14 protein-coding genes are annotated in these 14315 nt (G+C 70.7%); 6 read left to right on the top strand and 8 right to left on the bottom strand.

All coding sequences use genetic code 11. The features are described 5' to 3' along the window. Positions 1–28: 28 nt before the first annotated feature. The 4 genes from KCH48_RS38520 to KCH48_RS38505 form a co-directional block, all read right to left on the bottom strand. Positions 29–874, bottom strand: coding sequence for a hypothetical protein (locus KCH48_RS38520; RefSeq protein ID WP_210582151.1), 846 nt, complete (start codon positions 872–874; stop codon positions 29–31). A gap of 92 nt (positions 875–966) precedes the next feature. After that, positions 967–1863: a hypothetical protein gene (locus KCH48_RS38515; protein WP_210582149.1), complete on the bottom strand. Its 897-nt coding sequence runs from the start codon at positions 1861–1863 to the stop codon at positions 967–969. A 191-nt stretch (positions 1864–2054) separates the two neighbouring features. Next, positions 2055–2906: a calcium-binding protein gene (locus KCH48_RS38510; RefSeq protein WP_307841066.1), complete on the bottom strand. Its 852-nt coding sequence runs from the start codon at positions 2904–2906 to the stop codon at positions 2055–2057. Between the two features lie 213 nt (positions 2907–3119). After that, the gene (locus KCH48_RS38505; protein ID WP_210582146.1) at positions 3120–6242 is read right to left on the bottom strand and encodes a sacsin N-terminal ATP-binding-like domain-containing protein; all 3123 of its coding nucleotides are present in this window, start codon (positions 6240–6242) and stop codon (positions 3120–3122) included. A gap of 166 nt (positions 6243–6408) precedes the next feature. Here KCH48_RS38505 and KCH48_RS38500 point away from each other — a divergent pair, with 166 nt between their 5' ends. Then, positions 6409–6855 carry a DUF6086 family protein gene (locus KCH48_RS38500; RefSeq protein ID WP_246886540.1) on the top strand — a complete coding sequence of 149 codons (447 nt, stop codon included), beginning with the start codon at positions 6409–6411 and terminating at the stop codon, positions 6853–6855. A 1-nt stretch (position 6856) separates the two neighbouring features. Here KCH48_RS38500 and KCH48_RS38495 read toward each other — a convergent pair whose 3' ends face one another. The 3 genes from KCH48_RS38495 to KCH48_RS38485 form a co-directional block, all read right to left on the bottom strand. Continuing rightward, positions 6857–7252, bottom strand: a complete 396-nt coding sequence (locus tag KCH48_RS38495) for a nuclear transport factor 2 family protein (RefSeq protein WP_210582141.1) — start codon at positions 7250–7252, stop codon at positions 6857–6859. Between the two features lie 56 nt (positions 7253–7308). Beyond that, positions 7309–8151, bottom strand: coding sequence for a helix-turn-helix domain-containing protein (locus KCH48_RS38490; protein ID WP_210582139.1), 843 nt, complete (start codon positions 8149–8151; stop codon positions 7309–7311). A gap of 62 nt (positions 8152–8213) precedes the next feature. Further along, on the bottom strand, positions 8214–8951 hold the full coding sequence (locus tag KCH48_RS38485) for a helix-turn-helix transcriptional regulator (RefSeq protein ID WP_210582137.1): 738 nt from the start codon (positions 8949–8951) through the stop codon (positions 8214–8216). Positions 8952–9130: 179 nt separating this feature from the next. Between KCH48_RS38485 and KCH48_RS38480 the strand changes: the two genes are divergently transcribed. Further along, positions 9131–9400, top strand: coding sequence for a hypothetical protein (locus KCH48_RS38480; protein WP_210582135.1), 270 nt, complete (start codon positions 9131–9133; stop codon positions 9398–9400). A 34-nt stretch (positions 9401–9434) separates the two neighbouring features. Here the strand turns inward: KCH48_RS38480 and KCH48_RS38475 are convergent, their stop codons facing one another. Further along, on the bottom strand, positions 9435–10361 hold the full coding sequence (locus KCH48_RS38475; RefSeq protein WP_210582133.1) for a DUF3027 domain-containing protein: 927 nt from the start codon (positions 10359–10361) through the stop codon (positions 9435–9437). A gap of 463 nt (positions 10362–10824) precedes the next feature. Between KCH48_RS38475 and KCH48_RS38470 the strand changes: the two genes are divergently transcribed. The 4 genes from KCH48_RS38470 to KCH48_RS38455 form a co-directional block, all read left to right on the top strand. Further along, positions 10825–12228, top strand: coding sequence for an MFS transporter (locus KCH48_RS38470; RefSeq protein ID WP_210582131.1), 1404 nt, complete (start codon positions 10825–10827; stop codon positions 12226–12228). A 116-nt stretch (positions 12229–12344) separates the two neighbouring features. Continuing rightward, positions 12345–12824 (top strand): DUF2771 domain-containing protein, encoded by a 480-nt coding sequence (locus tag KCH48_RS38465; protein WP_246886547.1) that lies wholly within the window; start codon positions 12345–12347, stop codon positions 12822–12824. Further along, entirely contained in the window at positions 12794–13492 is a 699-nt protein-coding gene (locus KCH48_RS38460; protein ID WP_210582129.1) for a futalosine hydrolase, read from the top strand. Before KCH48_RS38465 ends, KCH48_RS38460 begins: the two co-directional genes overlap by 31 nt. Next, a partial coding sequence (locus KCH48_RS38455; protein WP_210582127.1) for a 1,4-dihydroxy-6-naphthoate synthase occupies positions 13482–14315 on the top strand: 834 nt, incomplete at its 3' end. The genes KCH48_RS38460 and KCH48_RS38455, both read left to right, overlap by 11 nt.

Raw genomic sequence — 14315 nt, 5'->3', positions numbered from 1 at the left:
CAGCCCCGCGCCCCTTAGGGGCGCGGCTCTACTGCACGTCTACGTAGTCGCCCGCGACCGTCGTCGGCGCCGTGGTCGCCGTGCCCGCGAAGGTGAAGCGGTAGTAGCCGTCCGTGGAGGCGGTGACCGTGGTCTTCAGGGCGCCCGTCGTGGTCGACGTGATGCCCTTGACGTTGGTGTAGTTGGTGGTGCCCGCCTTGCGGAACTGGAGCACGACCTTCTGGGTGCTGTAGCCGGCGTAGGTGTTGGTGTCCCAGTTGGCGCGGGACAGCTTGCCGGTGACCGTGAGGGTCTTGCCCTTCTTCACGGGCTCGGGGGTGGCGTTGACGGTGAGCTTGGCGGCGCGGAGGACCTTGGTGGTGCCGAGGTCGCCCTGCCACTTGGAGTCCTCGTCGGCGGTGACGGCGACACCGCCCGCCCTCCAGGTGCCTGCGTCGGAGCTGAACAGGTCGCCGTCGGCCGGGCGGATGTTGATCACTGCCGAGCAGTTGAGGACCGTCGACGAGGCGGCGGTGCAGGTGCCCGGGTCATCGCTGATGATGACGTTGGTCGCCGACTCCACCGAGGAACCGCGGTAGATCAACGGACCGTTGGCGAAGTTGTCGGCGCTGGTGTCGAGGTCGGCGGCGTGGGTCAGGGTGTACGTGACCGGCACGGCGACCTTGGCGGTGGTGCCGACGGTGATCGGCTTGCCCTTGTTGACCTTCATGTTGGAGAAGGTGACGTCCAGCTCGGCGGCGGCGGCCGCGGTGCCGGCGGAGCTCAGGGGGAGCTTGCCGGAGACGGGCGCGTCGGCGGCCTGGGCGGCCGGGACGACGAGAGCGGAGAGAGCCAGGGCGCCGGTGACGGCGGCCACGGTGGTGCGGATGCGCATGAACTTCCTCAGGTGGGCCGAGCAAAAGGTGGGGAACTGCCCGACCCGGGGCACGGGCCCCGGGTCGGTGACGAACGCTTCTCCGTGGCCGCTTACTTCACGTCCACGAAGTCGCCCGCGACGGTGACCGGCGCGGTGCTCGGGGTGCCCTTGAACTGGAAGCGGTAGTAGCCGTCGAGGGATGCCTTGACGGTGGTCACCAGCTTGCCCTGCGTCCTGGTCTTGATGCCCTTGACGTTCGTGTAGTTGGTGGTGCCCTTCTTACGGAACTGCAGCACCACCGACTGGTTGCCGATACCGACGTACCTGCTGTTGTCCCAGTTGGCGTGGGTCAGGTTGCCCTTGACGGTGATGGTCTTGCCCTTCTTCACCGGCTCCGGGGCGGCGTCGACCGTCAGTTGGGACTGACGCAGGAACCTGAAGGAATTCGTCGGGTCCTTCACCACGACGCCGATGTTGTCCGGGTCCTCCGGCTCGTCGGGGTCCTCGCCGTTGTACGCGACCGCGAACGCGGCCGCCTTCCAGGAGGCGGCGTCGTCGTTGAACAGGTAGAACGGGTCGATCGCGACGGTGGCCTTGCAGGAGGCGACGGTCGCGGACGAGTCCGTGCAGGTGGCGTCGGTGCTCGTGAAGTCGGAGACGGAGTCACCGAACGACGCGCCGCGGTACAACTGGACGGCCGCGACGAAGTCGGCGGCGTGGATGTCGACGTCCGCACCATGGGTCAGCGTGAAGGACACCGGCACCTTGACGGTGGCGGTGGTGCCGACGGTGATGTCCTTGCCGCCGTTCACCTTCACGTTGGAGAAGGAGGCGTCCAGGACGTACGACGCGGCCGTGGCGAACGCCGACGTGTCGTCGGACGCGGCGTCGAGGGCGGCGGCCACGTTCGCGGGGACCTTCGGCTCGGCGGCCGTCGCCACCGGAGCGGCGACGGCGGAGAGGGCCAGGGCGCCGGTGACGGCGGCCACGGTGGCACGAATACGCATGCGTTCCCCAAGTGGAGAGAAAGGGGCCCCGGCGCTGGTCGTTCCCGACGGCTCGTCGTCGGCACGGGGCCCAAATGATCACGGAGTCTGTTGACTCACGTGATCAGACCTGTGGCGGAGGGGAAAGGTTGTGCGGATGGTGCGAAATTTGTGCGAGCACCGTCAAGATCCCCTCCGCCACAGGGTCAGGTCTAGCGCACGCCGACGTAGTCGCCGGTCGCGGTGACCTGCCCGGTGCTGGAGATGCCCGCGAAGCTGAAGCGGTGGTGGCCGTCGACGGTCGCCGTCGTGGTCGTCTTCACGGCGCCGCCGGCGGTGGAGTTGACGCCCTTCACGGTGGTGTACGCGCTGGCGTCCGTGCCACGGAACTGCAGCTGCAGCGCCTGGCCGCTGAGGCCGACGTACGTGCCGGTCTCCCAGTCGGCGCGGGTCAGCTTGCCGGAGACGGTGATGGTCTGCCCCGCGTTCACCGGCTCCGGGGCGGCGTCGGCGGTCAGCTTGGCGAGACGCTGGACCTTGTGGGTCTTGAAGAAGTCGTTGTTGTAGACCTCGCCGTCGTTGGACAGCACGGCCGCGGTGACGTGCCAGGTACCGGCCAGCGCGTTGTCGTACAGCTCACCGATGCCGTCGCCGTTCAGACCGGGCGACGCCGTGATGGTGAGCTTGCAGGTCGACGTCGTCTCGCTGGTCGCCGTGCAGTTGGCCACGTCCTCGTTCGGCGGCAGGTAGCCGTCGATGTTGTCGAGGTCCGCGCCGTGCCAGAGATCCATGTACGCGTCCGCGATACCGCTGGGGTGGCTGGCGGTCAGGGACACATCGAAGGTCCTGACGGTGGTGGTGCCGAAGACGAGCGCCTTACCGGCGTTGACGGTCACATTGGACACCTCGGGCGCGGCCTGGGCGGCGAAACCGGACCTGGCCGAGGAGACCCCGAAGCGCTCCTGGGCGCTCGGCTTGTCGATGCTCACAGCACCCTGGCCGTCGGCCTGCGCGGCCGGTACGGCAAGGGCGGACAGGGCCAGGGCGCCGGAAAGGGCAGCCACAGTGGCTCGAATACGCATGCATTCCCCACGTCGTGTGCGGACCCCGACGCCAGTCGTTCCTCACGGCTCGTCGCCGGCGCGGGACCCAAGTGTTGGCGGAGTCTGTTGACTCCGGTGAGGAGATACGCGGCGGTGGTGAAAGGTTGTACGGATGCGGTGAATTAGGTTTGCGAACTCATCGCAAATGAACGGAGGTTGACGGGACAGACAACCTCAGTCGAACCACCGATCCCGAGCCAGCTCCTCCGTCCGCGAAGGATCCTCCAGCAGCGCCGCCACCTCGAACCGCCGAGGCCACTGCCGGGCCGCCCAGGCCAGCCCCGCCGCAACCCCCTCCAGCGTCGAGGCATGCAGCACGCCGTCGGTCGTCAGGCGCCAGTCGATCTCCACGCCGTCGACGACGAGTTCCTCGTGCTCGACGTAGGACTCAGGGGTTCGCGAGCCCAGCAGGACCCGTACCGAATCCGGTACGGCGTGCTCCGTGCCCTCGGAGTCCACCGAGCCCGTCACGGACTCGCTCAGGCGTCGGACCTGGAACAGCTCGGCGAGTTCGGCGGCGCGGGAGGGGCGGACGGGGAGGAGGGGGACGGCGTCGGTGAAGGGGAGCAGGTCGGGGGAGTCGACGACCATGGCGTCGGTCGCGTCCACGACGGTCACCTCCCCGTCGACCACGGCCCGCAAGTCGTCCGGCAGGGTCACCTGCTCGGGGTCGAGGTCGGCCAACGCGCCGTAGAGGGCGTGCAGTTGGGCGCCGGTGACCTCGCGGTCGGGATCGGCGAGGCGGTCCAGCAGCTCCGCGGCGCCGCCCGGCTCGTCGAGGAGCGCGGACACCGACGTCCGTACGCCCAGGGCCCGCAGGACCTGCTCGTCCTCGAACCCGGTCGCGTCGGCCTCCTCGTACAGGCCACGGAGGAGGGGGTCGCCGCCCGCCGCCAGCAGACCGGCCGGGCGGCGGCCGTCCAGGACCGGGTGTCCGCGCAGCCACCAGGCGGTGTAGGGACGTACGACCTCATGGGTGCCGTCCGGGAGGAGGATCCGGACCGGCTGGACGATCGCGTCACGCAAGGGGGGCTGGGAGAGCAGCGCCAGCGCCTGGGGCCAGCGGTCGTCGTCGATCAGGTCCAGGTCCCGTACGGCCACCAGCTCCGTGGCGACCGGCGGGACCGGCGTGTCCGGGAAGCGGTCGAGGATGTCCTCGCACCAGACGTCCACCGCGTCCAGCAGCCCCGCGTCGTCGGGCTCGGCGAAGTCGCCCTCGCGCGGCTCCAGTTCGTCGGGATCCAGCACCACGTCCGTGGCCCGTACGAGCGCGAACCCGGCCAGTACCCCGCAGGCCGCCAGCGGCGGCTCGCCCCACTTCTCGGCCAGCTCGGCGTCCACGGCGGCGAGTTCGCCCTCCCGCATGACCTGGTGGAAGGGGCTGCCGGGGAAGACGAGTTCACCGGCGGGCACCAACTCGCCCTCCTCGTCCGGCAATGCGAGCGCGCCGAGCCACGGCTCGTCGCCGGGCTCCAGTCCCGCGTCCCGGACCAGCGCGAGGACGATGTCGGCCAGCTCCTCGGCGTCGAGGGTGGCGTCCTCCTCCCAGGAGATCCCGCCGTCCTCGTCCAGGGAGGCGGCGACGGCGGCCCGTACCTGAGGGGTGGTGAGCACGGCGCGCGGACTCGCAGGCAGCGCGCCCAGCTTCTCCAGGAGCGGATGCGCGCCGTCCGGGTGGGCGACCTTGAGGCCGAGCCGGGCGAGCATCTCCGGGTCGATACGTGAGGCGTCCGGCGTGGGGAGCAGGACCTGCCGGGGGCCGATCGTCGTACGGCCGTCGGCGAGCGGTACGGGCAGGCCGGAGAGGCGATCCGGGTCGACGCCCGCGAGGCTGTCGTAGAGCCGCCGCCACCAGTCCGGCTCCTTCTCCAGCCCGGCGAGGCGGTCGATCGCGTCGGTCAGCGGAACCCGCGCGACGCCCAACGTCCGCAGCTCCACCCGCCGTTCGAGCCCCGCGGGCAGCAGCGTGGGCAGCACCTCGGCCAGCACCCGCACGGTGTCGGCACCGGCGCCCTCGACGATCTCGGCCTCCCGGGGGCGGAGCGACTCGGGCAGCTCGTCGTCCTCCGTACCGGAGACCGCGGGGGGCAGGAAGGACGTACGGGGCAGGCGCTGGAGGATCGCCTGGCGCAGCGCGCCGTCCAGTTCGCCCTTGCCGAGCGGTCCGGGGACGAGGTCGATGATGCCGGTGCTCACGGGGCGCCAGCCGGCGAGCAGCTCGGTGTACGCGTCCGCCGCCCGCTCCACGAGGTAGTCGGTCAGCGGGCCTGGGGCCGCGTGCCGCCGGGTCGTGTCGAGGGGGAAGGAGGCGATGAGCAGGGCGGGGACGCCGAGGGGCTCGTCGCTGGGTGTGGGCGCGTGGACGACGGCGCTGGTGCGCGGGCGGGCCGGGGAGCCGTCGCTGTCGACCGGGACGGCCCAGGTGACGGACCAGTGCGGGCGCAGGCGCTCTTCGGTGGGCCGGTCGGCAAGGAGCTCCGGCGCGAGCGACCCGTGCGCGGAGACCGTACGCCACCGGGTCGTGCCCTCCCTGGAGTCTTCTACGACCGTCAGGGCGCCCTCGGTGCGGCGGCTCAGGGTGCGGACGTCGTCCTCGGTCTCGATCACGACCTCTTCGAGGCCGGGCAGGGCGAGGAGGAGGGCGTCGTCGACGGCGTGCAGCAGGCGCTCGGCGAGGTCGGCGGCGGCCGTGTCGCGCAAGGGCAGGATGACGACGGTGTCGTACGGGTCGGGGGCGGTGCCCTCGGCGGCGAACGGGAGACGGAGGAGCGGGACGTGGCCGTCGCGCCGGCGGATCTCGTCCCCGAGGCCGGGACTGTGCCGTGCGGTCTCCGCGGACAGCTCGCGCGCCTCGGCGAGGGACCAGCGGACGCCGCCGTGCCGGCCGACGACCGCGGGCTCGTCGGTGACGGCGAGCACGGCGGCGAAACCGACGCCGAAGCGGCCGATCGCCGTTTCCGCGCTCTCGCGCTTGGCGGAGGCGCGGAGCGTGGCGAGGGACTCGACACCGGCCGCGTCGAGGGGAGCGCCGGTGTTGGCGGCGAACAGGACGCCGTCGCGGAGGGTGAGCCGGAGCCGTCCGGGTACGCCTGCCCGCGCTGCCGCATCGGCGGCATTCTGAGCGAGCTCGACGACGAGCCGGTCCCGATACCCGCCGAGGACCAGATCCTCCTCGGCGTTGGCGTCCTCACGGAACCGGGCCGGGCTGGTCGCCCACGCGTCCAGCACTCCGCGCCGCAGACGAGCCGTCCCGAAGGGGTCCGCCCCCTCGGGGGCCGGCCGCACGAACTTGCTCACGTTGTCTCTCCTCATCGGCCCTCATCAGCGTGAGGATGAAGGTATCGCGCGATGCGGACGCTGCGGTTCGCCGTCCACTCACCCGCACTCGCACCGTCCTATTCGGATGCCTGCCAACCGCCCGATCTTCTACCCTGCGGCGGGGCGGCCGCAGAGGGGGATCGGGATGAGCAAGTACTTCGACATGGGCGACGAGACGCTGTGGAACCCGTCGAACGGGGCCGGCCGCCTCTTCCTGCGGCAGGTCGAGGTCTTCGAGGCGGAGCTGAAGCTGCCCTCGGGAATCGGCCAGGGCAGGTACTGGGGCGACCCGGACACACTCGAGGTCGATCCGGCCGTGTACGCGGAATTCGTGCACGGCCTGGTCGCCTGGCATTGCGGGACGGGGCACTCCGTGATCGTCGCGCTCTCCGAAGGGTTCGTGGCGACGGCGGTCGCGCTGGCGCGGCGGGCGGGGATCGAGATGGAGATGCCCGAACCGGGGACCGGCCATATCCGTGGTGGCGGCCGGTGCGACGTGCAGATTCCCGGCAATCCCCGGGCCGCGTCGACCGCCGCCATCGACGCACTGGACACGCGGGCGCGGGAGATGGACCGCTGGATGGCCCGCTGAGCTATCCCTCTGCCTCAGTGACGTCCTCGACGGTGTCCAGGTAGAACCGCACCGACGCCAGCCGCCCGTCGCGGAGGCCATGGATGGCCGCACCACGCGCCAGGTACTCCACCCCGGCCTGCGTGTTCCCGCGAATCTCCCACTCGCTCCAGATCCGGTCACCGTCCTCGACGGACCGCAGGACAGTCCCCACGAGGTCCGGAACGTGCGCGAAGAGTCCGCCCCAGTTCTTCCGGACGGTCTCGCGACCCACGAAATTCCGCTGGGGATGGAGCGGAAGCTCCGAGACGAAGTCCTCGGTGAAGCAGTCGACGAATTCGTCCAAGTCGTGCGCGTTCATTGCCTTTTCCATGCGCTGCAGGATTTCCGTACCGCTCACCGAGATCTCCGTCTCCATCCATGGGGTCGATCAAGGATGGCAACGGGGCTGCGGGGTCAGCCTGGGCCAAACTGTCACACCTTCGAAGTCGGCCCGCGCCCCGAACCGCCGACGAGCTCGCTGAGCCGGCCGGCATCGTCGGAATCCGGCTGCGCAGTGAAGACCATGGCCCGCAGGTCGCTGTCCCGAACCGTCAACAGGTCGCAGTCCAGGGCGATGTCACCCACCTCGGGATGGCTGAGTACGGAACGGTCATCCTGGTGGGTAACGGCCCTCGCCCTGCTCCACAAGGTGGAGAACGATCGACTCGTACTCCGCAGCTCATCGATCAGGGCGGCGAGGGTGTCGTCCGCGGGGTAGCGCAGTGACGCGGTCCGAAGCTCCGCTGCCAGCATCGCTTCGAACCTGGCCGCCTGTTCGGCAGACCTGCGGACGCGACCGGACTTCGGATTGAAGGCCCGCCACGCGAGGTTCCGATCCCAGGTGTGTGACGTCTGCTCCCCGCACGCCAGCGCCTGCCAGGCGCTGTTCCAGGCGACCACCGTCCACGTCGCGTCGCAGACGCACACTGGCGTGCCCTCAAGACGCTCAAGCAGCCGTCGCGCACCCGGACCCATGTCACGAGGGACCGGTCCGTCAGCGGGAGCGTGCCCCGCCAGCGCACAGAAGTGCTCGTACTCGGCCCGGTCCACGCGTAACGCCCGGGCGAGGGCGTTCACGACACTGGCCGAGGGGTGGCTCCAGCCCTGCTCGAGCCGCCTGATGTAGTCCGACGAGACGCCGGCCAGGTCGGCAAGTTCCTCTCTGCGCAGTCCGCGAGTGCGACGTCGGCCTTTTGCGGTGAGGGCAACCGCGGCAGGGTCGGTACTTTCTCGCCGCTCCCGAAGTGCGGCGCCGAAAAGATCGTGCTGCCTCATGGATCAAGTGTGGCTCACGGCCGGGTAGGCCGGGCCGGGACCCGCACTCTGGCGGTCCGGTGTCACGGTGTCTCGGGGAACACCCGCGCGACGGCCGCCGTACGGCTCGAGACGCCGAGCTTGCGGTAGACGTTCTCCAGGTGTTTGCGGACCGTGCTCTGCTCGACCACTATCTGCCGGGCGATGGCGTCGTTGCTCAGCCCCTTCGCCACGGCACGCATGACGTCGAGTTCGCGGAGCGTCAACCGTACGGGCGTCTGCCGTCGCCGGGAGGCCTCGCGGTAGATGTCGTACAGATGCGGGCGCAACAACTCCAGTGTGAGCCTGTCCCGTTCGGTGAAGGGGCGCGTGCTCTCGCGGCTGAAGGAGTACATGCGCATGCGGCCGGGGGCGGTGGGCAGGGGCACCACGAGCATGTTGGGGAAGGGGCGCAAGTAGTCGGTGTACAAGGCCAGGTTCCGGAACTCCCGCGTGGCCATCCAGTCCGTCAGCTGGGAAACCTCCAGATCACCGTGGCTTCGTTCTACCGCGACGCAGTGGGGATGCTGGTGCTTGAACCGCCACCAGAGTTCGCTGTCCGGCACGGGGTAGTGGCCGCCGTACTCCACCTCCTGGTCCCCGAAGAAGCACCGGGTGGGCAGATCCACCTCGCCGAACTCCGCCAGGTCGCAGGGCACCAGTCGCCCCAGCCCCTCCAGCAGCGACCGCGGCGGGACCTCGTCCCCCTTGTCGTGCCGCGCCTCGTCGATGACGTCGAGCATCGCCCGCATGTGGCCCTCGGTGATCGAGTGACGGCTCATGACCGCACCCCCCTTCCCCGGCCCCCGGCCTGCTTCGAAGGTACGCCCGTTCACCGGAGAGCGGGGCCCGAAGGATTCGCGGAATGCCGAATGGTCGCCACGAGGGGGCGGGGCCACCGTGGACCACAGAACATCCGCCCCCCGAACGGGGGGATCGGCTCTCGGACGGGGAGAAGTCCATGAACGCACCAACCAGACCGAGGATCACCCGAACGAAGATCCTCGCGGGGGCCGGCGCGGCAGTGCTGGCCCTGGCAGCCACGGTGGCCACGCCAGCCACGGCAGCCACCGAGACGGACACCGTGGTCGGTGGCGCCGACGCGGACTTTCTCTGGGCCAGGGCGGGGACCTGCAGGCTGTACGCCCATGACGGTGTCTTTGACGTCGTGCCCGTTCGTGACGGCTGGGATCGGTGCATGGCCTACCGCGTCGACGACAGGTCCAGGTGAGAGGCGAGGCGCCTCTCACCCACCGCACCCAAAGCTACGAGTGCCCGAGCTCCACGGACTCCTCGTCCGTCCCGATCGGCACCGACCCGGAATCCGGGGAGGGCCGCAGCGGGAAGGGGTCCACTCGGGTCTCGTCGATGACCGGCGGGGCCGGCCGGGGCGGCTTCGGCATGACCGCTGCCTCGGAGTGGCCGCCGCAGCCGTAGGCGAGGGACACGACGTGGCCGTCCGCCGGTGAGAACTCGTTCGCGCACACCCCGAAGGCCTGTCCCATCGCGCCGCCGATCGGCGCGAGGAAGCCGCAGCTCACGCAGGACGCCGGTGCGGCCTGGGCCATCGCGGTCTTGGGGCCGTACGCGTCCTCCCAGCGGTCGGCGGCGACATGCAGGCCGTAGCGGGACAGGACGCGGGCCCGGCGCATGCCGAGTTCCTCCGCGACCGACGCGATCGAGCCGCGCGAGGGCGTCACGGAGAAGTTCGACGGCGGGCCCGCCGTCACCTCCGCGTCCTCCGCCTCGACCAGCTCGGCCATCTCGTGCGACAGGACGGAGTTGGGCGGCGGCTCGTCCTCGCCGGTGTAGCCGGGCTCCAGACGCAGATCCTCCGCGTCGGTGGGCAGCAGATCGCCGGGGCCCATGTCACCGGGGCGCAGCCGCTCGCTCCACGGCACCCACTCGGGGGCCAGCAGCGCGTCCGGGCCGGGGAGCAGCACCACCTCGTCCAGCGTGACGAACTTCGCGCGGGAGGCGCGGGCCACGGTGACGGCCCAGCGCCAGCCGCGGTAGCCGAGTTCCTTGCACTCGAAGAAGTGCGTGACGACACGGTCGCCTTCCGACACCAGCCCCGCGTGCTCGCCGACGACACCGGGCGCGGCGGCCTCCTCGGCGGCGGAGCGGGCGAGGTCGACGGCCTCGGCACACAGGCGGTCGGGGGTGCGGCTTCGCGTGGTCGCTGCGCTCACTGGTATCGCTTCTCTCCTACGCCAGTCTCTCGGGTGCGCCTTTGCCTGAAGGCGGTCGGGCGGAACGGAGCGGACCATGGGGCCGCGTCGACGTCCGCGCCCGATCGTGCTCGGGCGCACCTGCTCCATCCATTCTGCGGGATGACCGAGAGGCGCGCGGCCGAGAACGTTCGCCACGACGCGCTACGCACGCTACCTGTTCGCTGGCGCTGGGCCTACACCGACTTGGGTTTCCGTGGGTTCTTGAGGCTCGGGGGCGTTTGTGTGCGCCTTCTGATGTGGGACGTTCTGCCGTCTGGCGGGTGCGGCTTCGTGGGGGCTGGTCGCGCCCCGCGGCGGAGCCGCAAATTGATACAGCCCCGCGCCCCTTTCGGGGCGCTGCAGAGACCGAAACTATGCAAAAGTGCGGCGCTTCCGTGCCGTAACCGCACTACCCGCGGGCATCTCGGGGCACTATGGCGGAATGGCAGGTGCAAGGACGCCCCACGGTGCCACCCGTGTCGGTGGGATCAAGGGGAGCCGGGTGAGTGGGTCGCTGCGTTCGGTGGGCCGTGCGCTGCACTTCCCGGTGACGGGCACCGCCCGCGGTATCCGGAAGGCCACGCATGCGCAGGGTGCCGGTGAGTCCGGGCTCGGCAAGCTGATCGAGCTCCATGGGGTGAACGGCGCCGGGGACATGATGATCACCGTCGCCCTGGCCTCCACCGTCTTCTTCTCCGTCCCCACCGACGAGGCCCGCGGCCGGGTCGCGCTGTACCTCGGTATCACCATGGCGCCGTTCACGCTGCTGGCCCCCGTGATCGGCCCGCTCCTCGACCGCATCCCGCACGGCCGCCGCGCCGCGATGGCGATGGCGATGATGGCCCGGGCGCTGCTCGCGCTGATCCTGGCCGGTGCGGTCAGCACCGGCTCCATCGAGCTGTACCCGGCGGCGCTGGGCGTGCTGGTCGCGTCCAAGGCGTACGGCGTGGTCAGAAGTGCCGTCGTGCCGCGGCTCCTGCCACCCCGCTTCTCGCTGGTGAAAGCCAACTCGCGGGTCACGCTCGGCGGGCTCCTCGCCACCGGTGTGGCCGCGCCGATCGGGGCCGGACTGCAGTCCGTCGGGGATCGATGGCCGCTCTACGGTGCCTTCGTGATCTTCGTTGCCGGTACGTTCCTCTCCTTCTCCCTGCCGCCGAAGGTCGACTCGGCGAAGGGTGAGGACACGGCGCTGCTCGCCGCCGACGAGGAGCATCTGCACGGCCCGCACCGCAAGCCCGTCAAGCGTCCCGGGCTGCGCACCGTCGGTATCGCCGTCACCCACGCCCTCGGCGCCAACGCCGCCCTGCGCTGTCTCTCCGGCTTCCTGATCTTCTTCCTGGCGTTCCTGCTGCGCGAGCATCCGCTGACCGGGGAGAGCGCGGCGGTGTCGCTGGGCATCGTGGCGGTCTCGGCGGGCGCGGGCAACGCGATCGGTACGGCGGTCGGGGCGTGGCTCAGGTCACGGGCGCCGGAGATCATCATCGTGACGGTGGTGGCGTTCGTGCTCGGTGCGGCGATCGCCGCGGCGATCTTCTTCGGGGCCGCGATGGTGGCGGTCCTGGCGGCCTCCGCCGGGTTCGCGCAGGCGCTGGCCAAGCTGTCCCTGGACGCGCTGATCCAGCGGGACGTACCGGAGACGGTCCGCACCTCCGCCTTCGCCCGCTCCGAGACGCTGCTCCAGGTGTCGTGGGTGTTCGGCGGCGCGGTCGGCATCGTCCTGCCCCTCAAGGGCGGCTTCGGCCTCTCGGTGGCCGCCGCGATCGTCGCCGCCGGCTGGCTGACCACGGTCCGCGGCCTACTCAGATCGGCCAGGCAGGGCGGCTCGGCACGGACGCACTTGGAGTGACTGGAGCGCCCCGTAAGGGGCGCGGGGAACTGCGCGCTCAGCCCCCACCGACCCGCAGATTCGTCACCCCACCTCCAGCGGAGCGGGAACGCGCCCGATAGCCTTCGCCCATGACCATGCAATCCGCTGTGCGACGCCGCCGCGCTGTCGCCGCCGCCGGCGCCGTATCCGCCGGACTGCTCGTCCTGTCGGCCTGTGACAAGCCGACCCCGATGTCCACGATCACCGTCGGCACCTCCTCGGTCAGCGAGGAGGCCACCTGCGGTGGTGAGGGCGAGGCCCTGAAGTCCGCGGACCTGACGAAGTGCCTGAGGGACACCGGCGTCAAGTCGATCACCGTGGACCCGGACGAAACCGTCCGCTTCGGTGTCGACCCCGAGGTCGCCGAGAAGCGCTGGACGATCCTGATGAACGGTCAGCCGCTCACCGAGGACACCGACAAGACGTACCGCACGATCCCGGGCAGCGTGTTCTTCAACGCCCAGTACGGCGCCCAGGGCGACTCGACCCTGGTCTCCATCAAGGCGGCCGACGGCAAGAAGAACAGCAACACGGTCACCGGTCTGTGGTCCTTCAAGCTGAAGAAGGACGACTGACCACGCCTGCCGTACGTGTCCTCCGTGTCCTCGTAGCCACCGCCGTCCCGGCCGAACGGGACGCGGTGGCACGGGCGTTCACGGTCCCGTTCCCCGGTGACGTCCTCGCCGTCGGAGTCGGTCCCGCCCGCGCCGCCGCCCACACCGCGACAGCCCTCGCCAGAGCCTCGTACGACCTGGTGATCTCGGCTGGAATCGGCGGCGGTTTCCAGCCGTCCGCCCCCGTCGGCTCCCTCGTCGTCGCCGACGAGATCACCGCCGCCGACCTGGGCGCCGAGACGCCCGACGGCTTTCTGCCGGTCACGGAGCTGGGCTTCGGCGCCGTCACCCATCGCCCGCCGGATTCACTCGTACGAGAGCTCGCGGCGGCCACCGGAGCCCGTACCGGCGCGGTACTCACCGTCTCCACCGTGACCGGCACCGCCGCCCGCGCCGCCGCCCTGCTGGAACGACACCCCACCGCCCTCGCCGAGGCGATGGAAGGCTTCGGCGTCGCCGAGGCCGCCGCCGCGCACGGCGTTCCCGTGCTGGAGATCCGCGCCGTCTCGAATCCCGTCGGCCCGCGCGACCGTGCCGCCTGGCGCATTGCCGACGCCCTCGACGCCCTCACCGAAGGCTTCGGGAAGCTCGCGCCCGTACTGGAGAGTTGGAACAGGCATGACCGCTGAGCCGCTGCAGATCGCCTACTCCCCCTGCCCGAACGACACCTTCGTCTTCGAGGCCCTCGCCCACGGCCGCGTCCCCGGCGCCCCCGCGCTCGACGTGACCTTCGCGGACATCGACATCACCAACGGCATGGCCGAGCGCGGCGAGTTCGACGTGCTGAAGGTGTCGTACGCCGTCCTGCCGTACGTCCTCGACGAGTACCGGCTGCTGCCGTGCGGGGGTGCGCTGGGCCGGGGTTGCGGGCCCCTCGTCCTCACCCGCGAGCCCGGGGTCGACCTCACCGGCCGCACGGTCGCCGTGCCGAGCGAGCGGTCGACGGCGTATCTGCTGTTCCGTCTCTGGGCGGCGGACACGGTCGAGGACGGCGTCGGCGAGATCATGGTGATGCCGTTCCACGAGATCATGCCGGCCGTCCGGGACGGAAAGGTCGACGCGGGACTCGTCATCCACGAGGCGCGCTTCACGTACCAGAACTACGGTCTGCACAAGCTCGCCGACATGGGCGAGCACTGGGAGAACACCACCGGCCTGCCGATCCCGCTGGGCGCGATCATCGCGAAGAAGTCGCTGGGCGCGGACACGCTGCGGCTGCTCGCCGAGTCCATCCGCGCCTCCGTGAAGGCCGCCTGGGACGACCCCGAGGCCTCCCGCCCGTACGTCATGGAACACGCCCAGGAAATGGACCCGTCCGTCGCCGACCAGCACATCGGCCTGTACGTCAACGAGTTCACCCACGACCTCGGCCCGGACGGCTACGCGGCGGTCCGGGGCCTACTGACACGCGCGGCGGCCGAGGGGCTGTTGCCTGCGCTCGGGCCCGCAGCT

Origin of the sequence: Streptomyces sp. GESEQ-4 (assembly GCF_017948455.1) — a bacterium.
Classification (GTDB): domain Bacteria; phylum Actinomycetota; class Actinomycetes; order Streptomycetales; family Streptomycetaceae; genus Streptomyces.
Note: the sequence above shows the minus strand (reverse complement) of the source record. Positions and strands in the feature narration are given on the sequence as shown.